General features: G+C 71.3%; 23 protein-coding genes and 1 pseudogene. 17 read left to right on the forward strand and 7 right to left on the reverse strand.

The genetic code is table 11. The features are described 5' to 3' along the window. From ACGFY5_RS17465 to ACGFY5_RS17475, 3 genes and pseudogenes are all read left to right on the forward strand, one after another. Positions 1-214 (forward strand): annotated as a pseudogene (locus tag ACGFY5_RS17465) (hypothetical protein); the annotation flags it as partial. Beyond that, positions 211-534: a DUF2469 domain-containing protein gene (locus ACGFY5_RS17470; protein ID WP_392720955.1), complete on the forward strand. Its 324-nt coding sequence runs from the start codon at positions 211-213 to the stop codon at positions 532-534. The pseudogene ACGFY5_RS17465 and the gene ACGFY5_RS17470, both read left to right, overlap by 4 nt. A 26-nt stretch (positions 535-560) precedes the next feature. Then, complete coding sequence (locus tag ACGFY5_RS17475) at positions 561-923, forward strand: hypothetical protein (RefSeq protein WP_392720956.1); 363 nt, start codon at positions 561-563, stop codon at positions 921-923. On the opposite strand, the gene ACGFY5_RS17480 is transcribed toward ACGFY5_RS17475, so the two are convergent. Further along, the gene (locus ACGFY5_RS17480; protein ID WP_392720958.1) at positions 920-1,444 is read right to left on the reverse strand and encodes a hypothetical protein; all 525 of its coding nucleotides are present in this window, start codon (positions 1,442-1,444) and stop codon (positions 920-922) included. The genes ACGFY5_RS17475 and ACGFY5_RS17480 overlap by 4 nt on opposite strands. A gap of 173 nt (positions 1,445-1,617) precedes the next feature. Here ACGFY5_RS17480 and ACGFY5_RS17485 point away from each other — a divergent pair, with 173 nt between their 5' ends. From ACGFY5_RS17485 to ACGFY5_RS17505, 5 genes are all read left to right on the forward strand, one after another. After that, the gene (locus tag ACGFY5_RS17485) at positions 1,618-1,974 is read left to right on the forward strand and encodes a YraN family protein (RefSeq protein WP_392720959.1); all 357 of its coding nucleotides are present in this window, start codon (positions 1,618-1,620) and stop codon (positions 1,972-1,974) included. Continuing rightward, positions 1,974-3,521: a YifB family Mg chelatase-like AAA ATPase gene (locus tag ACGFY5_RS17490; protein ID WP_392720961.1), complete on the forward strand. Its 1,548-nt coding sequence runs from the start codon at positions 1,974-1,976 to the stop codon at positions 3,519-3,521. Before ACGFY5_RS17485 ends, ACGFY5_RS17490 begins: the two co-directional genes overlap by 1 nt. Then, a complete protein-coding gene (gene dprA, locus ACGFY5_RS17495; protein WP_392720963.1) occupies positions 3,518-4,834 on the forward strand; it encodes a DNA-processing protein DprA in 1,317 nt (438 codons plus the stop codon). The genes ACGFY5_RS17490 and dprA overlap by 4 nt, the downstream gene beginning before the upstream one ends. Positions 4,835-4,895: 61 nt before the next feature. Continuing rightward, positions 4,896-6,194 (forward strand): tyrosine-type recombinase/integrase, encoded by a 1,299-nt coding sequence (locus ACGFY5_RS17500; RefSeq protein ID WP_392720965.1) that lies wholly within the window; start codon positions 4,896-4,898, stop codon positions 6,192-6,194. 275 nt (positions 6,195-6,469) lie between these two features. After that, positions 6,470-7,129, forward strand: coding sequence for a M15 family metallopeptidase (locus ACGFY5_RS17505; RefSeq protein ID WP_392720966.1), 660 nt, complete (start codon positions 6,470-6,472; stop codon positions 7,127-7,129). On the opposite strand, the gene ACGFY5_RS17510 is transcribed toward ACGFY5_RS17505, so the two are convergent. The 3 genes from ACGFY5_RS17510 to ACGFY5_RS17520 form a co-directional block, all read right to left on the reverse strand. Continuing rightward, a complete protein-coding gene (locus tag ACGFY5_RS17510; RefSeq protein ID WP_392720967.1) occupies positions 7,111-8,037 on the reverse strand; it encodes a peptidoglycan DD-metalloendopeptidase family protein in 927 nt (308 codons plus the stop codon). The two genes, ACGFY5_RS17505 and ACGFY5_RS17510, sit on opposite strands and share 19 nt — an antisense overlap. A 65-nt stretch (positions 8,038-8,102) precedes the next feature. After that, positions 8,103-9,320 carry a pyridoxal phosphate-dependent aminotransferase gene (locus tag ACGFY5_RS17515; RefSeq protein ID WP_392722500.1) on the reverse strand — a complete coding sequence of 406 codons (1,218 nt, stop codon included), beginning with the start codon at positions 9,318-9,320 and terminating at the stop codon, positions 8,103-8,105. A 1,034-nt stretch (positions 9,321-10,354) separates the two neighbouring features. Beyond that, on the reverse strand, positions 10,355-11,470 hold the full coding sequence (locus ACGFY5_RS17520) for a hypothetical protein (RefSeq protein WP_392720968.1): 1,116 nt from the start codon (positions 11,468-11,470) through the stop codon (positions 10,355-10,357). 64 nt (positions 11,471-11,534) lie between these two features. On the opposite strand from ACGFY5_RS17520, the gene ACGFY5_RS17525 reads away from it, so the two are divergent. The 8 genes from ACGFY5_RS17525 to ACGFY5_RS17560 all read left to right on the forward strand — a co-directional run bounded on the left by ACGFY5_RS17525 (position 11,535) and on the right by ACGFY5_RS17560 (position 19,721). Next, a complete protein-coding gene (locus tag ACGFY5_RS17525; RefSeq protein ID WP_392720970.1) occupies positions 11,535-11,969 on the forward strand; it encodes a hypothetical protein in 435 nt (144 codons plus the stop codon). Positions 11,970-12,474: 505 nt separating this feature from the next. Further along, positions 12,475-13,377, forward strand: a complete 903-nt coding sequence (gene rpsB / locus ACGFY5_RS17530; protein WP_392720972.1) for a 30S ribosomal protein S2 — start codon at positions 12,475-12,477, stop codon at positions 13,375-13,377. A 64-nt stretch (positions 13,378-13,441) separates the two neighbouring features. Next, positions 13,442-14,263 carry a translation elongation factor Ts gene (tsf, locus tag ACGFY5_RS17535; RefSeq protein WP_392720973.1) on the forward strand — a complete coding sequence of 274 codons (822 nt, stop codon included), beginning with the start codon at positions 13,442-13,444 and terminating at the stop codon, positions 14,261-14,263. A 108-nt stretch (positions 14,264-14,371) separates the two neighbouring features. After that, entirely contained in the window at positions 14,372-15,154 is a 783-nt protein-coding gene (gene pyrH / locus ACGFY5_RS17540; RefSeq protein WP_392720975.1) for a UMP kinase, read from the forward strand. 45 nt (positions 15,155-15,199) lie between these two features. Continuing rightward, complete coding sequence (gene frr, locus ACGFY5_RS17545) at positions 15,200-15,757, forward strand: ribosome recycling factor (protein WP_392720977.1); 558 nt, start codon at positions 15,200-15,202, stop codon at positions 15,755-15,757. A gap of 62 nt (positions 15,758-15,819) precedes the next feature. Then, a complete protein-coding gene (locus tag ACGFY5_RS17550; protein WP_392720979.1) occupies positions 15,820-16,695 on the forward strand; it encodes a phosphatidate cytidylyltransferase in 876 nt (291 codons plus the stop codon). A 156-nt stretch (positions 16,696-16,851) separates the two neighbouring features. Further along, on the forward strand, positions 16,852-17,940 hold the full coding sequence (gene rlmN / locus ACGFY5_RS17555) for a 23S rRNA (adenine(2503)-C(2))-methyltransferase RlmN (protein ID WP_392720980.1): 1,089 nt from the start codon (positions 16,852-16,854) through the stop codon (positions 17,938-17,940). Next, the gene (locus ACGFY5_RS17560; RefSeq protein WP_392720981.1) at positions 17,937-19,721 is read left to right on the forward strand and encodes a DivIVA domain-containing protein; all 1,785 of its coding nucleotides are present in this window, start codon (positions 17,937-17,939) and stop codon (positions 19,719-19,721) included. The genes rlmN and ACGFY5_RS17560 overlap by 4 nt, the downstream gene beginning before the upstream one ends. 88 nt (positions 19,722-19,809) lie before the next feature. On the opposite strand, the gene ACGFY5_RS17565 is transcribed toward ACGFY5_RS17560, so the two are convergent. Genes ACGFY5_RS17565 through ACGFY5_RS17575 form a run of 3 tightly spaced genes read right to left on the reverse strand, consistent with a single transcriptional unit; the run spans position 19,810 to position 21,919 of the window. Continuing rightward, positions 19,810-20,031: a DUF2631 domain-containing protein gene (locus ACGFY5_RS17565; RefSeq protein ID WP_392720982.1), complete on the reverse strand. Its 222-nt coding sequence runs from the start codon at positions 20,029-20,031 to the stop codon at positions 19,810-19,812. A 53-nt stretch (positions 20,032-20,084) separates the two neighbouring features. Then, entirely contained in the window at positions 20,085-21,482 is a 1,398-nt protein-coding gene (locus tag ACGFY5_RS17570) for an aspartate aminotransferase family protein (RefSeq protein ID WP_392720983.1), read from the reverse strand. Next, positions 21,479-21,919 carry an Lrp/AsnC family transcriptional regulator gene (locus ACGFY5_RS17575; RefSeq protein WP_392722501.1) on the reverse strand — a complete coding sequence of 147 codons (441 nt, stop codon included), beginning with the start codon at positions 21,917-21,919 and terminating at the stop codon, positions 21,479-21,481. Before ACGFY5_RS17575 ends, ACGFY5_RS17570 begins: the two co-directional genes overlap by 4 nt. A gap of 174 nt (positions 21,920-22,093) precedes the next feature. Here ACGFY5_RS17575 and ACGFY5_RS17580 point away from each other — a divergent pair, with 174 nt between their 5' ends. Next, positions 22,094-23,518 carry a gamma-aminobutyraldehyde dehydrogenase gene (locus tag ACGFY5_RS17580; RefSeq protein ID WP_392720984.1) on the forward strand — a complete coding sequence of 475 codons (1,425 nt, stop codon included), beginning with the start codon at positions 22,094-22,096 and terminating at the stop codon, positions 23,516-23,518. The last annotated feature ends 51 nt before the right edge of the window (positions 23,519-23,569 follow it).

Consider the following 23,569-nt stretch of genomic DNA (forward strand, 5'->3'; position numbering starts at 1 on the left):
GGCTGAGGCGCACGCGCCCGGCACGACGGCTGCGGCTCGAAAGCCGAACACAGTGGCTGAGGCGCACGCGCCCGGCACGACGGCTGCGGCTCGAAAGCCGAACACAGTGGCTGAGGCGCACGCGCCCGGCACGACGGCTGCGGCTCGAACCGGGGCTGAGGCGCTGGTGCCGGTGGCCGTGAGCCACAATGGTCAGGTGGAGGACGAGGTATGAGCGCTGAGGATCTCGAAAAGTACGAGACCGAGATGGAGCTGCAGCTCTATCGCGAGTACCGGGACATCGTCAGGCAGTTCTCCTATGTCGTGGAGACCGAGCGTCGCTTCTACCTCGCGAACTCGGTCGACCTGCAGGTTCGCAACGCCGACGGCGAGGTGTACTTCGAGGTCGCGATGTCGGACGCGTGGGTCTGGGACATGTACCGGCCGGCGCGGTTCGTGAAGAACGTCCGCGTCGTAACGTTCAAGGACGTGAACGTCGAGGAGCTCGACAAGCCCGACATCTCGCTACCGGGGAACGGCGGATTCGGTTCGTGACGGGTGGTCCGGGGTAGGTCTGCCCCATGGACGAGACCTCGGACCACACGAGCACGGAGCGCCAGGCTCCGGGCGAAAGCGTTCCCGACCGCAATCCGGTGGCGGATCCGATGGACCCTGCCGCGCGCGTCCGGACGGGTGACCTTCCACCGACGATGCCCGCGGAAGCACGCACCGGGTACGCCGAGAAGCCGTCGCCGGAGGACTACCCGCCGTCGGGCGAAGGTGGTGTCCCGGACGACACCGCACCGGAGGTCGCACCGGCGCTGGGCACGTCCGAGTCGATGGCGCCGGTCGAGGGCGTCCACACGCCGGACGTGGGTGCGGGTGGACGGGAGTTCGACACGGCGGCCACGCCGCTGCCGGGCCGCACCGACCACTCGCGTTAGTCCGCGGGCATCTCCAGCGGAGTCGTCAGGTCGGCGTGCGCGTACGTCGCGAACGACTCGTAGAGCTCCTCGAAGCGGAGCAGCGCCGACACGAACTCCTGCTCGCGGTCGGCGTCGCGGGGCGCGCGGGACAGCCGCGCCGCGTAGTAGTTCACGGTCGGCGCGTGCATGAGCAGGTCGGAAAGCCGCCGGGAGGCCTCGGGGCCGCCGTGTGCCGACACGGCGGCCAGCAGGGGCGCCGAGCGCTCGATGTCGGGCGGCAGGAACTCGGCGTTCTCGCCGCGGCCGACCTTCCCGTACTCCAGCCGGGCCGAGTCGGCGTACTCCAGCGCGGCCGTGTACGCGTCCCGCCGTTCGTCTTCCCGGGCCAACAGCACGGCTTGCCGGTGCCCGGCGGTGATCACCTCCGAGATCTGACGATGGCCACGGCGTGCGATACCGATCGCTGTCGCCGCACCTAGCACTGCCACCAGGAGGCACACCCCGGCGACGGTGCCGAGTGAGACCCATTCGTCCGTCATAGTTCGTAAGAGTAATAAGTCGGATCTGTTTGATCTGTTTTCGTACCACCGCACGGGGTGGCGTGCCGTCGTCCACAGGTCCTCCGGTTATCCCCTGAGGGCTGGCTCGTGCTCCGGGGAACGGCGTTTCCCCACCACCGTGGACCTCTCACCTGGCGATCGGGAGGCGGCGGATGGGCGCGAAACAAGCGGTGGGGGCGTACGGCGAACGGGTCGCCCTGCGCTATCTCCAGCAGTCCGGTCTGGTCGTGCTCGACCGGAACTGGCGATGTGCCGAGGGCGAGCTCGACATCGTGGCGCGCGACGGTGATGCGCTGGTCATCTGCGAAGTGAAGACCCGGCGCGGGGAACAGTACGGCGTTCCGGCCGAGGCGGTGGTCGCGGCCAAGGCCGCCCGGTTACGTCGCCTGGCCACCCACTGGATCCGGGCGACCGGCGTCCACCCCGGCACCGTCCGGTTCGACGTCGTGAGCGTGCGGCCGCAGCGGTCCGGTGCCGCGCGGGTCGACCATCTGCGCGGGGCGTTCTGATGGCGGGGTTCGCGCGGGCGCTGGCCGTCGGCCTGCACGGTGTCCACGGGCGTGTCGTAGAGGTCGAGGCCCACCTCGCCCAGGGTCTGCCCGGCCTGGTCATCACCGGCTTGCCCGACGCGGCCGTCACCCAGGCGCGCGACCGGGTGCGCGCCGCCGTGCTCAACTCGGGGCAGCGCTGGCCCGACCAGCGGATCACGGTCGGGCTCGGGCCGGCCTGGCTGCCCAAGCACGGCACGAACTTCGACCTGGCGGTCGCCGCGGCGATCCTGGCGGCCGCCGGTGCCACCCCGCTGGTCGCGCTGGACGGGCTGGTGCTGATCGGCGAGCTGGGCCTCGACGGGCGGCTCCGTCCGGTCCGCGGGGTCTTCCCGTCGGTGGCCGCCGGCGCCCAGGACGGGCTCCGCCGGTACGTGGTGCCGGCGGCCAACTGGTCGGAGGCCGCACTGGTGCCGGGCGCCGACGTCGTCGGGCGCCGCACGTTGCGCGGAGTCATCGCGCTCCTGCGCGGCGAGGATCCACCGACCGACGACGCGGCGTCCGCCCCGCCACCGCTGCGGATCCTGGCCCGTACCGACGGCTCCGAGGGTGACCTGGCCGACGTCGCCGGGCAGGAGATCGGGCGGCGCGCGGTCGAGGTCGCGGCGGCCGGGGGCCACCACCTGGCGCTGTTCGGGCCACCCGGGGCGGGCAAGACGATGCTCGCGGAGCGGCTGCCGGGCATACTGCCGCCCCTGGACGACGAGTCCGCGGTCGAGGTGACCGCCGTTCACTCGGTGGCCGGGGTGCTCCCCGTCGGCACCGGGCTGGTGCGCCGGGCTCCGTACCAGGCGCCCCACCACACCGCGACGGTGGCGGCGCTGGTCGGCGGCGGCACCGGCCTCGCGCGGCCGGGCGCGATCTCGCTCGCCCACCACGGGGTGCTGTTCCTCGACGAGAGCCCGGAGTTCTCGCCCCGGGCACTGGATGCGTTGCGTCAGCCGGTGGAGCGGGGCGAGGTGCTGCTGGCCCGCACCGGGGGTGCCGTGCGGTACCCGGCGCGGGTGCAGCTCGTGCTCGCCGCGAACCCGTGCCCCTGCGCGTCGGCGGCCGGTGACCGGGCCTGCACCTGCACGCCGACCGCGCGGCGCCGCTACCTCGGCCGGATCTCCGGCCCGCTGCTCGACCGCATCGACCTCCGCGTGATGCTGCTGCCCGTGGCGTCGGCCGCGCTGTACGCGACGCACGACCAGCCGGAGTCGACCGCGGTCGTCGCGCACCGGGTCCGCGAGGCCCGCGGGGCTGCGGTCGAGCGCTGGACCGGCCTCGGGTGGTCCTCGAACGCCGCGGTGCCCGGTACGGCGCTCCGCTCGCGGGAGTGGCGGCTACCGCGGCTGGTGACCGCCGCCGCGGCACGTGCGATCGACGGCGGCGAACTCTCCGCCCGCGGCTACGACCGCGTGCTGCGCATCGCCTGGACACTCGCCGACCTGTCCGGCCGGTCGGCGCCCGACTACGGCGACGTCAACGAGGCCCTGGAACTACGCCGAGGCTCGGTGGCGGCATGAGCGGCGAGACGGAGTGGGTGGCCGCGGAGCGGCTTGCGTGGGTGGCGCTCGGGCGTCTCGTCGAGCCGGGACGCCGCACGCTGGTGGGAGCGACCGCCGGGGGAGCGCGTGCCCTGCTGGAGAAGGTGCTCGCGGGAGCCCGCGACCAGGTCAGCCGAGGCATCCGCAAGCGCCTGGCGGGCGCCGACCCGTGGGAACGCGCCGAGGCCGACTTGGCCGCGGCGGCACGAGCCGGAGCGCGTGCGGTGACGCCGGTCGACGCCGAGTGGCCCGCCGAGGCGTTCGCCGGGCTCGGTCCACTGGCCGAGGCCGAACGGGTCGACGTGGCACCGCCACCGTGCCTCTGGGTCCGGGGGCCGCTGGCGCTACCGCGCGCGCCCGAGCACACGGTCTCGATCGTCGGCGCACGAGCGGCGACGGCATACGGCAAGCACGTCGCCACCGAGATCGCCTACGGACTGGCCGGACGCGGCTGGTTGGTGATCTCCGGCGGCGCGTTCGGCATCGACGGCGCGGCCCACCGCGGAGCGCTCGCCGGCGGCGGACCCACGATCGCCGTGCTGGCCGGCGGGGTCGACGTGCCGTACCCGCTCGCCCACGCGGGGCTGCTCGACCGCATCGCCGAAGAGGGGCTGCTGATCAGCGAGGTGCCGCTGGGCGAGTCGCCGCAACGTCACCGCTTCCTCTCACGGAACCGGCTGATCGCCGCGCTCGGCGGCGGGCTCGTCGTCGTGGAGGCCGGCGCACGGTCCGGCACCAGCGTCACCGCCGAGCGCGCGCACCAGCTCGACCGGCCGTTGCTCGCGGTGCCCGGACCCGTGACGTCCGCGCTCTCGGTGGGCACTCACCGGCTGATCCGCGACTTCGGCGCGACCTTGGTCACCAGCGCCGAGGACGTGCTGGAGGCGGTCGGCCCGATCGGTGCCGCCGAGTGGGGCGTCGAGCCCGGGTGGGACCCGGCGGAGTGGGACGCGTCGCTGCCGGTTGGAGCTCCTCCGTCCGACGAGCCTGACCGGTCCTCGCTCCCGCCGTCGCTGCGGACCGTGCTCGAGGCCGTGGCCGCCGGGCGGGTCGTGACCGTCGAGGACGTCGCGCTCGCGGCACGACTACCCCCGACGGAGGTGCGCCGGGCGCTGCCGGATCTGCGGATGCGCGGGTTCGTGCGGGCGGTGGACGGCGGCTACCGCCTGACCGAAGCGGGCCTCGGCCCTCCGACGTTCGCCGACTCCCCACCGTCCGCCACCTCCGAGTACCTCCCGCCCTACCCCGACGACCCCTTCACCTACGGCCAAAACCCCTTCGGCCCCGACTGACGCCGCGCTCGTTTCGGCGGGGCGGCTTGCTCGGGGGAGCGGGAGCGGGCACGGTCGGGGTGTGGCTGGATCCCGACCGCGGGTGGCGGCGCTCCGCGCTGCCCTCCCGCCGGCTCTCGCGGAGACGGTCGACGCGTTCGAGGCCTACCTGGAGCACGAGCGGAGCCATCCGCCCACCACGCTGCGGGCGTACGTGGCCGATGCGGTACTCCTCCTCGACCACCTGACCCGCTCGGGGCAGGACCGCCTCGACGCCCTCGACCTGTCGTTACTCCGCAGCTGGCTGGCGCGCCAGCGCAGCACGGGTGCGGCGCCCCGCACACTGGCCCGACGTGCGGCCGCCGCCCGCGCCCTCACCGCCTGGGCGCAGCGCACCGGCCGCCGCGCCGACGATCCGGGTCGCGACCTGGCCAGCCCGAAACTCCCGGCCCACCTACCCCGCGTCCTGGACGTCACCCAAGCCACCGCCCTCCTGGACACCGCCCGCACCAACCGCCCATCCCCGTCCAAAGCCGCTCCAGCCGGCGCCGCGCCGCCCCGCGCCACCGCTCCCGGCGAAACCGCCGCGCCCCCCGCCACGCCCGACGGCGCGTCTCCCTCCGCCGCCAACTCCGACGCCACAATGTCCGGCACGACCCCGCCCGGCGGCACATCCGGCAACGCCCCCGCCGGCATAGGCCCCAGCGGCGTCGGTCCCAGCGGCTCGGCGCCCAGCGGCTCGGCGCCCGGTGGCTCGGCGCCCGGTGGCTCGGCGCCCGGGGGCGCTGTGTCCGGGGGCGCTGTGGCCGGTGGTGCCGCGTCGGCGGGCGCTGGAGCCGAGGGCTCGGTGGGGGAGAGCGATCCGCGGGCCGAAGCTGCGTTGCTGCGGGATGTGGCCGTGTTGGAGCTGCTGTATGCCACGGGTGTCCGCGTCAGCGAACTCTGTGGGCTCGACGTGGACGACGTCGACCGCGAACGTCGCCTGCTCCGCGTCGTCGGCAAGGGCAACCGCGAGCGGAGCGTTCCGTACGGCGTACCGGCCGAACGAGCGATCACGATGTGGCTCGAACGGGGCCGCCCGACGCTCGCCACGCCCCGGAGCGGCCCAGCGCTCCTCCTCGGGGTCCGCGGCGGACGCCTAGACCCCCGCACGGCCCGACAGATCGTGCACGACCGCCTTCGCGACGTCCCGGGCGCACCCGACCTCGGCCCGCACGGCCTCCGCCACACCGCGGCCACCCACCTGCTCGCCGGCGGCGCCGACCTCCGCACCGTGCAGGAACTCCTGGGCCACGCCACGCTGGCCACCACCCAGATCTACACCCACGTCACTGTCGACAGACTCCGCACCGCCTACCGCCAGGCCCACCCCCGCGCCTAGTCACCCCCGGCCTAGCCACCCGCGGCCTAGCCACCCGCGGCCGATGAGCGCCGCGCTCGATCAGTGCCGGGTCCGATGAGCGCCGGGTTCGATCACTGCCGCGTTCGACAAGCGCTGTGCCCAGCCACGCCTGGTGCGGCACGCGGATGCCCGCTGCGGCGGCGCGGATTGTTGGGAAAACGTTCGGTGTGGAGGGTCGGGGTCGACGGGTTCCTGGCAAAGCGCGTAGCTGGCCGCTTGGAGGGGGTGGTGGGGGCGGGATTAGCGTGGACGGGGTGGCCAGCGACTTCGTGCTTCTGAGCGACCCGGCGATCGCGGCAATCGCCACCTCCGACTGCGGCGAACCCGTGATCGAGGCCACCCACCTCCGCCTCGACCGCCGCGAAGACCAGTACAACCCGCTCCTGCACTATGTCCGCTCCGGCCTCCACCGCCGCCTGCTGCACGCCGAACAGAGCCTCCCGACCGGCACCCACCTGCTCCTCATCGAGGGCTACCGTCCACCCGCCGTGCAACTCCACCAATTCACTGCCTATGCCGACGTCCTCCGCGAACAAAACCCCGACTGGACGCCCGAGCGCCTCCGCCGCGAGGCCTCCCGGTTCATCTCGCCGCCAGAGGTGGCCCCGCACTGCACCGGCGGTGCGATCGACCTGACGCTCTGCTCGGCCGACGGCGTCGAACTGGACATGGGCACCGAGGTGAACGCGAGCCCGGTCGCCAGCGAGAACCGCTGCTACACCGCAGCACCCGACATCTCCGCGCAGGCCGCGGCGAACCGGCGTCTGCTCGTGGCGACGCTGACCGCCGCAGGGCTGGTGAACTACCCGACGGAGTGGTGGCACTGGTCGTACGGCGAGCGGTACTGGGCGTGGAGCACCGGTTCCGACGCCCGGTACGCGCCCCTGAGCACCGATCAGGTCGTCACCGGGTAGAGCCGGACGCTCCCCGGGCCGAGGAGCGTGAGCGGGTCGACGTACTGGCCGGCCACGATCAGACCCCAGTGCAGGCAGGTCTCGGCGCCGCAGCCGAGGTGCGTTCCGTCCAGGTGTCCGAGCGGGGTGCCGGGGACGACCCGGTCACCGGCGCGAACGGATGCCCGGACCGGCTCGTAGGTCGTGCGGCGACCGTCGTCGTGCGTGACGCTCACGACACCCCGGCCGCCCACTGGGCCCGCGAACCGTACGACTCCGGCCCCGGCCGCACGCACTACGGCGCCGGGCGTCCCGGCCAGGTCGACGCCACGGTGGCCGGCACCGTAGGGCCCGTCCGGCGCCTCGAACCGCCGCACCACCCGCGCCTGCCCGTCCACCGGCCATCGCCAGCCCACCACCCCGCCAGGCGCCTCCCGCCACCCCGCCGGCCGACCGTATGGGCCCGCGTAGCTCCGTCCCGTGTGAGCCGGTCCCGCGTGGATCGGTCCCGCGTGGATCGGTCCCGCGTGGATCGGTCCCGCGTGGATCGGTCCCGCGTGGATCGGTCCCGTGTGAGCCGGGCCCGCGTAGATCGGGCCGGCGTGGGTCGGGCCCGGGTGGGCCGGGTCCGGGTGGGCCGGGTCCGGGTGGGCCGGGTCTGGGTGGCCCGGATCGGCGTCGGGCGGCGCGGTTTCGACCAGCGCGGCGGTGGCCGAGTACGCGTTGGCCCACGCGACCGCGGCCGGATCCGCGCCGACCTGCGCGGCTGCGGCCTCGGCCGGGGGCGTGGTGGCCTGGGCGGTGGGGATTGGGGCGGCCAAGGCCATTACGGCTAGGGCTGTGGTGAGGGAGGCCAGGGTGGGGGTTTGGTGGGGTGTGGTGCGACGCCTGCGGGCGCCGGCTTGATTGACGTCGATCGGGAAAAGCATGGAGGCGAGGGTGGACGCCTTCGCCCGCCCTCGCCAGGTCCCTCGGTCAGCTGTGGAAAACCCGCTCAGCGCGCCCAGGAGCCGGGGTGTCCACCGGCGCCCGGCATCCGGCGCGGGGCGGGCTCGACGACAGGGCCGCCGTCGCGGAGTTTTTCGAGCCGGCGCACGGCCTCGTGGAGCACGTCGTCCTGCTTGCAGAACGCGAAACGCACCAGGGACGCGCCAGGGACCACGTCGTGGGCCTCCTGGTCGTAGAACACGCCGACCGGCACGGCCACGACCCCCGCGCGCTCCGGGAGCGCCCGGCAGAACGCGACACCGTCGACGCCGCCGAGGGGAGCCGCGTCCGCAGTGACGAAATACGTTCCCGCCGGGATGTGGACGTCGAACCCGGCGGCGTTCAGGCCCTGACAGAGCAGGTCACGCTTGGCGCGAAGGCTGGTGGCCAGGCCTGCGAAGTAGTCGCGGGGGAGGCCCAGCGCGGTGGCCACGGCCGGCTGGAACGGCGCTGCGTTGGTGAAGGTGAGGAACTGCTTCACCCGTGCGACTGCAGCGACCAGATCGGCCGACGCGCAGATCCAGCCGACCTTCCAGCCGGTCGCGCTGAACGTCTTGCCGGCCGACGAAATCGTGACCGTGCGGTCGCGCATGCCCGGCAGCGTGGCCAGCGGCACGTGCTCACCGTGGAAGACGATGTGCTCGTACACCTCGTCGGTGACCGCGATCAGGTCGTGCTCGACGCACAGCCGCGCGACCTCGGTGAGCTCCTCGCGGTCGAACACCGCGCCGGTCGGGTTGTGCGGCGAGTTGATCAGGATGACGCGGGTGCGCGGGGTGATCGAGGCGGCCAGCGCGGCGGTGTCGAGGCGGTAGTCCGGCGGGCGCAGGGTCACCGGGCGGCGGACGGCGCCGGCGAGTGCGATCACCGCGGCGTACGAGTCGTAGTACGGCTCGACGCAGAGCACCTCGTCGCCAGGCTCGCACAGGCCGAGGAGCGTAGCGGCGATGGCCTCGGTGGCGCCGGCGGTGACCAGCACCTCGGTGTCGGGGTTGTAGTCCAGGCCGTACCAGTCGCCCTGGTGACGGGCGATCGCGGTGCGCAGGTCGGGGGTGCCGGCGCCCGGCGCGTACTGGTTCTGACCGGACTGGATCGCCTTCACTGCCGCGCGGAGCATCTGGCCGGGGCCGTCGGTGTCGGGGAAGCCCTGGCCGAGGTTGATCGCGTTGGTGCGGACCGCCAGGGAGGTCATTTCGGTGAAGATCGTGGTGCCGAAGCCGCGCATGCGAGCGATACCGCGACGGGTCTCCTGCGAGCGGGAGGGCTCACTGTGCGATGTGAGCTCGGAACCAGCGTTGCCGGCAGGGGTCATGACCCCAGACCATAGGCGCTGTCTTTCCTGTTCAGCACATCGGGCGGGGTTTTTCGCCCACCATATCTTGACTTAAGGTCCTCCTAAAGCGAGGGTTCGGACGGTTGATTACCGCTAATCGGACGAACTGGGTAGTGGGTTCGTAGTCGGGTGTACAGGGGACGCCGGGTCGGTCATCGGGATGTGGGGGTTACCTCGGTAACGTCTGCTAAGGCGCGAGTCGCGGGACGCGTCGCAGCGGGAGGAGCTCCGATGGTCGAGAACCCTTCGTCGGCGGACGAGTCGGTGTCGGATCGGGGTTCCCGGTCGGGGGCTGATGCGGCTTCCGCGCCGGAGGCGGTTGCGGCTTCGGGGGTCGATGCGGCTGCAGCGTTTGACGCGGCTGCGGGGGCTGACGCGGCTTCAAGCTCGGTTGCGGCTTCAGGTTCGGTTGCGGCTTCAGGCTCGGACGCGGCTTCGGGGTCGGACGCGGCTTCGGGGTCGGTTGTGGCTTCGGGGTCGGTTGTGGCTTCGGGGTCGGAGGCGGCTTCGGGGTCGGAGGGGGCGAAGGCGGCTGGGCGTGCGCCTCGGGCGCGGACTTCGGCGGCTACGGCTCGGCCGGCGCGGCGCACGGTGAGTACGACGGCGGAGCCGCGCAAGGCGGCGCGGAAGTCGACGCCGGCGCGGTCCCGGGCGGCGGCGACTCAGCCGTTGAGTCCGGTCGATCCGCCCGAGGAGGCGTCGGGTTCGGCTCCTGCCTCGGGTGAGGCGACTCCGTCTGTCCAGAATTCGGCGACGTCGCGCGCGGCGGCCCGGGCTGGTGCCAGGGGGCGGGGAGCGCCGAAGCCGGAGGATGAGGTTGTCGATGCCAGGGATGGCGCCGGTTCGGGTGGGGAAGTGGAGCATCCTGCGGCGTTGGAGCTGATTCAGGCGTATCGGACGCTCGCGGTGCCCAAGGCGCTTGCCGCTCATGCCGCGGCGAAGACCCCGCCCGAGGCCCCCGAGGCGCCCGACGAGCCCGCGCCGGCTGCGTCGGCATCAGTCGTATCGGCGCCCAGCCCGGCGGTCCCCGCTTCGTCGGCTCCGACCGCTGCCGACCGGGCCGCTGCCGGCCCGTCATCCGCTGCGCCCACACCGACCAACGCGCCGGTCACCGCGCAGGCATCGGCCGCGTCGGCGCCCACCGCTGCGGCGTCCGGGGTGTCGGTGGGGGAGGCGACGACTGTTGGATTGACGCCTATCGAGGTGGACGAGGGCGCCGGCGGGTCGTGGGACGGGGTGGGCTCGTGGGCTGCTTCGGCCGAGGGGGACGAGGAATCGGCTCGTGAGGGGCGGTCGCACTGGCCCGAGACCGAGTCGGTGCTGGTTCGGTTGGGGCTGGTCGACGAGTACGGGCGCGTATTGGACGCCTCTCCGCCGGCGGAAGAGACCGCTGACGAGGATCGTGCCGGGACCTTCCCGATCGGCTCCGTTCCGCACCCGATCACGATCGCTGAGCCGGTTCCGACGTTCGACGCGTTGGTTGCGCGGACTCGTGCGCGGGTGAAGTCGAGTGACGAGCGGCGGGTGCCGCCGCCCGGTCCGCTCGAGCCCGGGCCCGAGGCGCCCTCGCGCGTTCCCGCTCGGCCGTTCGGTGAGCGGTTCGCGGCGATGCTTCCGTCGCGGGAGTCCGTGCGCCGCCTGTTGCCTTCGCGTGCCGCCGGTTCCAAGGCGCGGCGCGACCGGGTGGAAACCCCGGAATCCGTTTCGACGGATCCGGGCACCGCGATCTCGGCCGGCTCCCCAGCAGATCCCGAAATCGCGAGCGCCGGAGCCATGCCCGACACGTCAGACCTCGGCACCCAGGCGCCGAGCGCCACGGAGTCCAGCGCCCAGGCGCCGAGCGCCACGGCGCCGAGCGCCACGGCGCCCAGCGCCCACGCGCCCAGCGTCACGGAGCCCAGCGCAATGGAGTCCAGCGCCAGCGCGCCCAGCGCCAGCGCGCCCAGCGCCAGCGCGCCCAGCGCCAGCGCGCCCAGCGCCAGCGCGCCCAGCGCCAGCGCGCCCAGCGCCACGAGGCCCGGCAGCACAGGGGCCGGTGCCACCGGCCTCGGGAGCGCGGAGCCTGGTGCCACCGGGCTCGGCGGGATGGAGCGTGGGGGCGCGCCGGTGCCGCTCGAGGTTGCGGCGGCTCGGCCGGTTCCGGCGGGATCCGCGCCCGCACCCGTCGATCTGACGCCTGGGCCGAGCAGGTCCGCGGCGCCGACCCGCCCGCGAAAGCCACTGCGCCGACGCCCCACGCCGGCGCAGTGGCGGTCGGGCGCGCGCACCGCGCTCGTGCTCGTGGTGCTGCTCGCCGCAGCCGTGCCCGCCACAGTGCTGAGCTGGCGTTCCGCGCTGGCGGACGTGCCGGACTCCGGTGGCGCGGTCGGGGGTGGCCTCGCCACCGTCGGCCTGATCCTGCTGGCTGTCGGCACGCTCAAGGGCGCAAAGGCGCCCGCCCCGAGCACCCAGTCACTCCCCGCCCTGCTGGCCCGCCCCGGCGCCCTCCCGATCGTCCTCGGCGTGGCCGTACTCCTCTGCGCCGCCATCGCCGTCGGCTAGCCGCCGCGCCCCCGGCGGCGCTGCACACTCCGTCCCCCCACGGGGGACTGCACGTTCCGGTCCCCTATACGGGGCCAGAGCGTGCAGCGCTCCCCGCCACCCGGGCCAAGAGCGTGCAGCGCTCCCCGCCGCCCGGGCCAAAGTGTGCAGCGCTCCCCGCCGGCACGGGCCAAGAGCGGGCAGCGCACCCCCGCTGAGCCGCGCCGACGGGCGGGTTCGGCGTTCCGGGCCCCGGCCGCGTAGACTTCTCGGCGGCGACCCGCGCCTGCGGGTCGACTTCGCGTGCCCACCGCGCGTCCAGCCCTCCGCCCCGGCGGAGAAGCCTCCGCCCCGGCGGAGAACAGAACACGCGGCGGTCTCCTCGGTCCCCTATTGGGGGCCAACGACCGATGGGGCACCAGGGCGCCGGGCCTGCCACAGCGCAGTACCCCGGAGCGACAACCGAGGAAACCGCGGTGCGCCGAACAAGCGCGCCGCCCGAAAAACGGAAGGACGCGCCACACTCATGGCCGTCGTCGGAATGCGCCAGCTCCTCGAGAGCGGCGTGCACTTCGGGCACCAGACCCGACGCTGGAACCCGAAGATGAAGCGCTTCATCCTGACGGAGCGCAATGGCATCTACATCATCGACCTGCAGCAGACGCTCACGTACATCGACAACGCGTTCGAGTTCGTGAAGCAGACCGTCGCGCACGGCGGGACGATCCTGTTCATCGGCACCAAGAAGCAGGCCCAGGAGGCCATCGCCGAGCAGGCTCGCCGGGTCGGTATGCCGTACGTCAACCAGCGCTGGCTGGGTGGCATGCTCACGAACTTCCAGACCGTGTACAAGCGCCTGCAGCGCCTCAAGGAGCTCGAGATCATCGAGCAGACCGGTGGCGACAACGTGCTCACGAAGAAGGAAGCCCTCGTTCTCAAGCGCGAGAAGGACAAGCTCGAGCGCACGCTCGGCGGCCTCCGCGACATGTCGAAGGTGCCTTCCGCGGTGTGGATCGTCGACACCAAGAAGGAGCACATCGCGGTCGACGAGTCGCGGAAGCTCCGCATCCCGATCGTCGCGATCCTCGACACCAACTGCGACCCGGACGAGGTCGACTACAAGATCCCGGGCAACGACGACGCGATCCGCAGCGCCGCCCTGCTCACCCGGGTCATCGCTGACGCCGTCGCCGAGGGCCTGATCGCCCGTGCCGGTGGCAGCAAGGCCGACGCCAAGCCGGACGCCCCCGCGGAGAACGAGCCGCTGCCCGAGTGGGAGCGCGAGCTGCTCGAGTCGAAGACCGAGGAGCCCGCGGCCGCCGCCGAGCCGGCCGCCGCCGAGGTCCCGGCCGAGGTTCCCGCCACGGTTCCGGCCGAGGCCGCTGCGGCTCCCGCCGCCGAGCCCGCCCCCGCCAGCACCGAGTCCTGATCACCCCGGGTGCGGATGGGAAACCATCCGCACCCGGATCACCACCGACTTGAGAGAACGGACAATGGCGAACATTTCCGCCGCTGACGTGAAGAAGCTCCGCGACCAGACCGGCGCGGGCATGATGGACGCCAAGAAGGCCCTCACCGAGGCCGATGGCGACTTCGACAAGGCCGTCGAGGTGCTGCGCATCAAGGGTGCCGCGAAGGCCGCCAAGCGCGGCGGCGAGCGCACCGCTGCGAACGGCCTCATCGCCGCCGCCGAAGGCGCGATCATCGAGCTGAACTCCGAGACGGACTTCGTCGCGAAGAACGACGAGTTCCAGACGCTCGCCGCCGACATCGTGGCGCACGCCGCGGCGGCGAAGGTCGGCGACCTCGAGTCGCTGCTGAACGAGAAGCTCAAGGACGGCAAGACCGTCGGCGAGAACATCGAGGCCGCCTCGATCAAGATCGGCGAGAAGCTGGAGCTGCGCCGCGTCGCGCTGCTCGACGGCCAGGTCGCCACGTACATGCACCGCAAGGACCCGTCGCTGCCGCCGCAGGTCGGCGTGCTCGTCGAGTTCACCGGTGACAACGTCGAGGTCGCCCGCGGCGCTGCCATGCAGGTCGCCGCGATGCGTCCCCAGTTCGTCACGCGCGACGAGGTGCCGGGCGACGTCGTCGAGAACGAGCGTCGTATCGCCGAGGCCACCGCCCGCGAAGAGGGCAAGCCGGAGCAGGCGCTCCCGAAGATCGTCGAGGGCCGGGTGAACGGCTTCTTCAAGGAGAACGTGCTGCTCGAGCAGTCCTCGGTGCAGGACAGCAAGAAGACCGTGAAGGCCCAGCTCGACGGTGCCGGTGTCACGGTGAGCCGGTTCATCCGGTTCGAGGTCGGACAGGCCTGACGAGGCCGGCCCACCGGGCCGGCTCGCGTGTCCAGACGACGCTCGAAAGCCGCCGGTGGCATACCGCCACCGGCGGCTTTCGCATGAACACCCACTAGGAGGCCAGCGATGACTCTGCAGACCAGCCCCGCTCCGGACACGAAGACCACCGGCCGCGACCGCCCCTGGTCACGGGTCATGCTCAAGCTCTCCGGTGAGGTGTTCGGCGGTGGCCAGTTCGGCGTCGACCCCGACGTCGTCCAGGCGATCGCCGTCCAGATCGCCGACGTCGTCCGGCAGGGCCTGCAGGTCGCGGTCGTCGTCGGTGGCGGTAACTACTTCCGCGGCGCGGAACTGCAGCAGCGCGGTATGGACCGGGCGCGGTCGGACTACATGGGCATGCTGGGCACGGTGATGAACTGCCTCGCGCTCCAGGACTTCCTCGAGAAGCAGGGCATCGACACCCGCGTCCAGACCGCGATCAACATGGCCCAGGTCGCCGAGCCCTACATCCCGCGCCGCGCGATGCGCCACCTGGAGAAGGGCCGCGTCGTCATCTTCGGCGCCGGCGCCGGCATGCCGTACTTCACCACCGACACCGTCGCCGCGCAGCGCGCGCTGGAGATCGGTGCCGACGTCCTGCTGAAGGCCACTCAGGTCGACGGTGTGTACGACGACGACCCGAAGAAGAACCCGGCGGCGGTCCGGTTCGACCGGATCAGCTACACCGAGGTGCTCACCCGCGGCCTGGGTGTGGCCGACGCGGCCGCGATCAGCCTCTGCATGGAGAACGACCTCCCGCTGGTCGTCTTCGACCTGCTCGTCGCCGGCAACATCACGCGGGCGGTGCGCGGTGACCGGATTGGAACGTTGGTGACCACGGAGCCGGTCACCACGACTTCGACGGACTGAAATAATCTGCACGCCGGCAAGAGACCGAGCCCAGGAGGCGACACCGTGATCGACGAAACTCTCTTCGAAGCCGAAGAGAAGATGGAGAAAGCCGTCGAGGTCGCCAAGGAGGACTTCGGCTCGGTGCGTACCGGCCGGGCGGCCCCGGCCATGTTCGGCAAGATCTTCGTCGACTACTACGGCGCGATGACGCCGCTGCCCCAGCTCGCCTCCATCACGATCCCGGAGGCGCGGATGGCGGTCATCAAGCCGTACGACGGCTCCCAGCTGGGCACGCTCGAGCGGGCGATCCGCGATTCCGACCTCGGTGTCAACCCGAGCAACGACGGCTCGATCATCCGCGTGATCTTCCCGCAGCTCACTGAGGAGCGCCGCCGCGACCTGGTGAAGGTTGCCCGCTCCAAGGGTGAGGACGCCAAGATCTCGATCCGCAACATCCGGCGGCGGGCCAAGGAAGCGCTGGACAAGATCGGCAAGGACGGCGAGGCCGGCGAGGACGACGTGCGTCGCGCCGAGAAGGAACTGGACGACACCACCAGCAAGTACGTCAACCAGGTCGACGAGCTGATGAAGCACAAGGAAGCCGAGCTCCTCGAGGTCTGAGGGAGCCGCCCTCCCGGCGCGTGCCGGGAGGGCCCGACGAAGGCATGGATGAGGTCACCCCGGTGAGTGACGAGGTTCCGGTAGGGCCACCGCTGGGGGCCGCAGTTTCGACGGCCGCCCGCGCCGGTCGCGCCGGGCGCAACCTGCCGGCGGCGATCGGGGTGGGTGTCGGTCTCGCCGCGCTCGTCCTCGTGACGCTGTTCACGTCGAAGATCGCGTTCGCCGCCGTGATCGCGGCCGCGATGGGCGTCGGCATCTGGGAGTTGGTTCGGGCGATCCGCCCGGTAGAGGCCCGGCCGCCGATGATCCCGCTGGTCGTGGGCGGCGTCGGCACGATCGTCATCACATACACCAGCGGCTCGGAAGCGCTCCTGCTCGGCCTGCTGCTGACGGTCGTGGCGGTCGTGGTCTGGCGCATCCCCGACGGTCCGGTCGGTTTCCAGCGTGACGTCACCGCCGCGGTACTGGTGGCCACCTACGTCCCGTTCCTGGGCGGTTTCGCGGTCCTGCTCGAGACCGCCGACGACGGCGTGATGCGGATCATCGCGTTCATCGCGACGGTGGCCTGCAGCGACATCGGCGGCTACGCGGCGGGCGTCCTGGCCGGTCGGCACCCGATGGCCCCCACCGTGAGCCCGAAAAAGTCCTGGGAGGGCATGGCGGGCTCGCTGATCGCCTGCGCGATCGGTGGCGCGGCGTTCCTGGAGCTGGGGTTCGACAACGGAGCGTGGTGGGAGGGCGTGATCTACGGCCTCGCGATCGCGGTCGCGGCCACGCTCGGGGACCTCACGGAATCGATGATCAAACGTGACCTCGGCGTCAAGGACATGAGTTCGCTGCTGCCCGGACACGGCGGATTGATGGACCGGTTGGATTCCCTGCTGTTCGCCGCCCCCGTCGCGTACCTGCTGTTGACGGCGTTCGCGCCGCCGACGTGACGTCGAGAAATGATGCGAACAAATTACGTCAGGTGTTCGGCCGATCACCCAACGCAGTAAAACGGTGGAATATCACTGTGAGAGACGTCTTCGTGGCGGACGCCTCTGTCCGAGACCGGCCGCAGGCCCGCTGCGGCGTGTGACAATGAGCAAGCGATGACGACGACACTCCCTCTGGTGCTTGACGCGCCCCGCCGGACCGCCCCGCCCCGCCATCTGGCGGATCTCGACCCAGCGGAGCGCCGCGAAGCCGTGTCCGCGCTCGGTCGTCCCGCCTTCCGGGCCAAACAGCTCTCGACGCATTACTTCGGGCGGCTGACCACGGATCCGGACGCGATGACCGACCTGCCGACCGCTGACCGCGAACCGCTCGCCGAAGCGTTCCTTCCGCAGTTGCTCACGTCCGTCCGCTCGGTCACCACCGACGACGGCGAGACGCGGAAGTGGCTCTGGCGCACGTTCGACGGGTCCCTGGTCGAAAGCGTGTTGATGCGCTATCCCGACCGGGCGACGGTCTGCATCTCCAGCCAGGCCGGCTGCGGAATGGCGTGCCCGTTCTGCGCCACGGGTCAGGGCGGCCTCAAGCGGAACCTCTCGACCGGTGAAATCGTCGAGCAGGTGATGGTCGCGGCACGGGAGATGGCGAAGACGGGGGACCGGTTGTCCAACGTCGTCTTCATGGGCATGGGTGAGCCGCTCGCGAATTACAAGCGGGTGCTCGCGGCCTTCCGTCGAATCACCGATGCTGCTCCGGACGGACTGGGTCTCTCCCAACGTTCGGTCACCATTTCCACCGTTGGTCTGGTCCCTGCCATCAACCGGTTGACAGCCGAAGGCATTAACGCCACTCTCGCGGTGTCCCTGCACGCACCTGACGACGAACTACGAGACACGCTGGTGCCGGTGAACTCCCGATGGAAGGTCGCTGAGGTGCTGGGGGCCGCGTGGGAGTACGCCGAGCGAAGCGGGCGACGCGTTTCGATCGAGTACGCCATGATCAAGGACGTGAACGACCAGCCGTGGCGAGCAGACCTGCTGGGTCGCTTGCTGGCAAAGCGGCTTGCGCACGTGAACCTGATACCGCTCAATCCCACTCCGGGCAGTGATTGGGACGCCAGCCCGAAGTCGGTAGAGCGGGAGTTCGTGAACCGGTTGCGGGCCGCTGGCGTCCCGACGACGGTCCGGGACACACGCGGTCGAGAGATCGACGGCGCATGCGGCCAGCTCGCGGCAGCGGAGGTATGAGGACAATGGCTCAGGGCGACAGGTTTCGCCGGAAGGCACTGAAGCGGGGCTACAAGGTCGACGAGGTCGACGAGTTCCTCGACCGGGCCGAGGCGACGCTGGCGCGGCGACCCATTGGTGATCCGCTGACGGCAGCAGACATCCGCGACGTGGTGTTCCGCACGCGCTTCGGCGGCTACGACGAGTGGCAGGTGGACCTCCACCTCGACCGCCTCGAGAAGGAGCTCGACGAGCTGGCCTCCGGCCTGCCGCCGCGTGGCTCCAACGGGTTCCGCGCGCTGGAGGCCGGTCCCTCGGCCTACCAGGACCGCGAGGAAGTGCTGTCCTACGGCGCGGTCGGGTCCCCCGGCATGCCGCCGGAACCCGCCACCACGTACGGCGGTGGCTTCCGCAACGAGCCGTCCGGCGCGTACGGCCGCCCAGCCTTCCGTGAGGAACCCGGGGGATACAGCCGGGACGAGCCGTCCTACGGCGGTCCCGACTACCGCGAGGAGCCGGCCGTCTACGGCGGCGGTGGGTACCGCGAGGAGCCCTCGTACGGCGGTGGCTACCGCGGCCAGGGCTTCGACCGCGGCGCCGGTGAGGCGCCGACGATCCACCAGCCCGGCCCCATGCGTGAGCCCGCGGAGTACCGCGGTGCCCCGGTCAGCGGCGGCGGCTGGAACGAGCCGAACGAGCCCTACCGCGACGAGCGGTACCGCGACAACGCCCCGTACCCGGAGCAGGCGCCCTACGGCGGCGCCCCCGGCAACGGCCCCGGTGGCGACCGTTTCCGCGAGGAGCCGTCGTACGGCGGCGGCTATCGCGGTGGTGACCGCTACGACAACGCGCCGCCCTACGTCGAGCAGCCGTCGTACGCCGAAGGCGCCCAGTACGCGGACCAGGCCGCCTACGCCGACCGCGGCGGCATGAACGACCGCGGCGGGATGAACGACCGGAACGACCGCGGCCGGTACCAGGAAGGCCCGTCCTACGCGGAGCAGGCCCCGTACAGCGACCAGTCGCAGTATCTGGATCAGACCGCGTACGCCGAGATCCCGCCCTACGGTTCGGCCGGTGGGTACCGCGGTGACGGCCCCTCGTACGCCGAGGGCTCGCCGTACCGCGAGGGCCCGTCCTACGCCGAGGGCCAGCCGTACTCCGGCGCGCCCTACGGCGGCGGTGGTGGCCCGCGGCCGCGCAACGGTGGCTACCCCGAGCCGTACCAGGAGGGTCCGTCCTACGGCGACGTCCCCGCGCGCGAGTTCGCCGGGCAGTACAACCGCGGTGGCAACACCGGCGAGTACCGCACGGGCGGCCGCTACCCCGAGCCCGAGGGCACCGGTCCGCACCCGGTCGTGTCCGGCGTGCCGGTCTCCGGGTCGGTCCCGCCGCCCCGGGGTGGACGCCAGTTCGGTCAGGAGTCCGGTTTCCGTGAGCTCCCGGCCGGTCGCGGCGGAGCCGAGCCGGAGTACGCCGGCCGGTACGGCAAGGAGATGACGATGGAGATGGGCGCCGTTCCTGGCCTCGTCTCCCCGTTCACCAACGAGGACAAGGCCGTCGTCGCGGAGCTGCGGTCGAGCTTCCGGCCGCGTCGCTTCGGCTCGGGGTACGACCCGGGTCAGGTCGAGCGGCTATTCGACGCCATCCAGGCGATGATGGAGGGCCGCAGCGGCGGCCAGGTCTCCGACAGCGACCTGATGCCCGGCCAGTTCGGCCTGGTGCAGGGTGGCTACTTCGAGGACGACGTGGACGAGGCCCTGCGCCAGGTCCGCGGCCTCTACGGCCGCCGCGTCGGCTGAGCTGAGCCGACCTAGGCAGCACAGCGGCTGACGATCCGTACGAAGAAGCCCCCGGGGAAATCCCCGGGGGCTTCTTCGTGCAACGAACTCAGCGCTTGACGCCGTAACGCCGCTGAACCGCGTCCCAAGCGAGCAGAGCCAGGATGATGACCGCACCGACGATCAGGAACAGGTCTTCGACGTGCCCCTCGTGGTTGCCGACGACCATCACCAGCAGCGAGAGAGCAGACACGACGGCAAGCCCACGCCAGAGCTTCGGGTGACCCTCCCTGAACTGGTCAGGTGCGGTAACCGGCTCGTCTTCAGCCACGATTCCTCCTCGTCCGGCCTCGTTGAGCCGCATTCTTCCACACGCTGTAGAACTTAGATCCGGGACCACGCCTCGGTGAGAACCGACCGCAGGATCTGCTCCATCTCGTCGAAGTGCGACTGGTCGGCGATCAGCGGCGGCGACAGCTGGATCACCGGGTCGCCACGGTCGTCGGCGCGGCAGTACAGCCCGGCGTCGAACAGCGCCTTGGAGAGGAAGCCGCGCAGCAGCCGCTCGCTCTCGTCCGCGTCGAACGTCTCCTTGGTGTTCTTGTCCTTGACCATCTCGATGCCGTAGAAGTAGCCGTTCCCGCGGACGTCACCGACGATCGGCAGGTCGTACAGCTTCTCCAGGGTGGAGCGGAACGCGTCCTCGTTCGCCAGCACGTGGTTGTTGAGGCCCTCGCGCTCGAACAGGTCGAGGTTGGCCAGCCCGACGCGCGCCGACACGGGGTGCCCGCCGAACGTGTACCCGTGCGGGAAGTAGTTGGCGCCGTCGAGGAACGGCTCCATCAGGCGGTCGGAGAAGATCGCGGCACCGATCGGCGAGTAGCCGGACGTCATGCCCTTCGCGCAGGTGATGATGTCGGGCACGTAGTCGAACTTGTCGCACGCGAACATCGTCCCGAGCCGGCCGAACGCGCAGATGACTTCGTCGGAGACGAGCAGCACGTCGTGGCGGTCGCAGATCTCGCGCAGCCGCTGGAAGTAGCCAGGCGGCGGCGGGAAGCACCCGCCCGAGTTCTGCACGGGCTCCACGAACACCGCGGCGACGGTGTCGGGGCCCTCCATCACGATGGCCTGCTCGATCTGGTCGGCGGCCCAGCGTCCGAACGCCTCGAGATCGTCGCCGTGCTCCGGCGCCCGGTAGAAGTTCGTGTTCGGAGCCTTGAAGGCACCCGGCACCAGCGGCTCGAAGTACTTTTTCGCGTCCGGGATGCCGGTGATCGACAGCGCGCCCTGCGGAGTGCCGTGGTAGGCGATCGAACGGCTGATCACCTTGTGCTTTAACGGCTTGCCGGTGAGCTTGAAGTACTGCTTCGCGGCCTTCCACGCGGTCTCGACGGCCTCGCCGCCACCGGTCGTGAAGAAGACCCGGTTCAGGTCGCCGGGCGCGTAGTGGGCCAGCCGCTCGGCCAGCTCGATGGCGGCCGGGTGCGCGTGGCCCCAGAGCGGGAAGAACGCCAGCTCCTGCGCCTGCTTGTAGGCGGCCTCGGCGAGCTCGACGCGGCCGTGGCCGGCCTGCACGACGAACAGGCCCGCGAGCCCGTCGAGGTACTTCTTGCCGGCGGTGTCGTAGATGTACATGCCGTCGCCGCGAGCGATCGTGGGAACCGGCTCGGAGGCGTACGTCGACATCCGCGTGAAGTGCATCCACAGGTGGTCGTACGCGGTTCGGGAGAGTTTGTCGTCCCCGCCTGCCCCGGCGGTATCGATCGGGGTGGTGGTCATCTGGTCCCCCAGGAATAGGTCTGCTTCACCAGGCGCAGGTACATGAAGATCTCGGTGCTCCGCACACCCGGTACCTGCCGGATCAGCTCATTGACGACGCGCAGCAGGTGGTCGTCGTCTTCGGCGACCACCTCGAGCAGGACGTCGTACGACCCGGCGGTCAGCACGACGTAGTCGATCTCGTCCAACTTGCCGAGTCGCTCGGCCACCTCACGCAGGTCACCCTCGGCGCGGACACCGACCATCGCCTGACGCCGGAACCCCAGCATCAACGGGTCGGTCACCGCGACGATCTGCATGACCCCGGCCTCGAGGAGGCGCTGGATCCGCTGGCGAACCGCTGCCTCGGAAAGTCCGACGTCCTTCGCGATCGCCGCGTAGGAGCGCCGGCCGTCCTTCTGGAGCTGCTCGATGATCCGTTTGGCGATGTCGTCCAGGACGACGGGCGGACCGGCTGAGCGGCTGGAGGAGGTGGGCTGCACCTGCTCATGGTTGCCGAGAGCACCTGTTGAAGCAAGTGAATCCGTTGAATATTCGCCTTCTTCTTGCGGATTCCGTTACGAATGCAATGAGATAGGAGGCGCACGCTCAGTCGAACTTACGGAGAGACGATGACGCTGCAGAACTTCGTCGGTGGCAAGCAAACGGCCGCCGCCGACGGACGGACGACGGACGTGGTGGACCCGAGCACGGGCGAGGTGTACACGAGCGCCCCGCTCTCCGGTGCTGCGGACGTGGACACGGCGGTGAAGACCGCACGCGCCGCCTTCGAGTCGTGGCGCGACTCGACGCCGAGCGAGCGGCAGAAGGCGCTGCTGAAGATCGCTGACGCGATCGAGGCACGCGCCGACGACCTGGTGAAAGCGGAGTCGGAGAACACCGGCAAGCCGATCCAGCTGACCCACGAGGAAGAGATTCCTCCGATGGTCGACCAGATCCGGTTCTTCGCCGGGGCGGCGCGGGTGCTGGAGGGCAAGTCGGCCGGGGAGTACATGGCCGGGCACACCTCGTTCATCCGGCGCGAGCCGGTGGGTGTCTGCGGGCAGGTCGCGCCGTGGAACTACCCGATGATGATGGCGGTCTGGAAGTTCGCGCCGGCTCTCGCGGCGGGGAACACGGTTGTTCTGAAGCCGTCGGACACCACTCCGGCAAGCACCCTGTTGCTGGCGGAGATCGCGGCGGAGTTCCTGCCCGAGGGTGTGTTCAACGTGATCACCGGTGACCGCGACACCGGGCGGGCGCTGGTGGACCACCCGGACGTCGACATGGTCTCGATCACCGGAAGTGTCCGCGCCGGAATGGAGGTCGCGGGGAGTGCCGCGAAGGACCTCAAGCGTGTGCACCTCGAGCTCGGCGGCAAGGCTCCGGTCATCGTGTTCGACGACGCTGATCTCGAGGCGGCGGCCGAGGCGATCGCGATCGCCGGGTACTTCAACGCCGGTCAGGACTGCACCGCGGCGACGCGGGTCCTCGTGGCGCCGCACCTGCACAACGACTTCGTCGCGGCGCTGGCGGAGCAGGCGCGGGGCACTGTCACCGGGGCGCCGAGCAACACCGACGTGCTGTACGGGCCGGTGAACTCCGCCGCGCAGCTGGAGAAGGTCACCGGGTTCATCGACCGGCTGCCCGACCACGCGTCGCTGGACGCCGGTGGCTCCCGCGTCGGCGACCGGGGCTTCTTCTACGCGCCGACGGTCGTGTCCGGGCTCAGCCAGGACGACGAGATCGTGCAGAACGAGGTGTTCGGGCCGGTCATCACCGTGCAGAAGTTCTCGGACGAGGCCGAGGCGCTGCGTTGGGCCAACGGGGTGAAGTACGGGCTGGCGTCGTCCGTGTGGACGAAGGACCACGGGCGGGCCATGCGGATGGCCAAGAAGCTCGACTTCGGGTGCGTGTGGATCAACACCCACATCCCGCTCGTCGCCGAGATGCCGCACGGAGGCTTCAAGCACTCCGGCTACGGCAAGGACCTCTCCATGTACGGCCTGGAGGACTACACGAGGGTCAAGCACGTAATGACCAACATCGAGAGCTAGTGGGCGGCCAGCTGAGAACAACGCTGCCAGGCGAGCGCCGACCCTTGAGTA

This window comes from Cryptosporangium sp. NPDC048952 (assembly GCF_043197895.1).
Lineage (GTDB): Bacteria > Actinomycetota > Actinomycetes > Mycobacteriales > Cryptosporangiaceae > Cryptosporangium.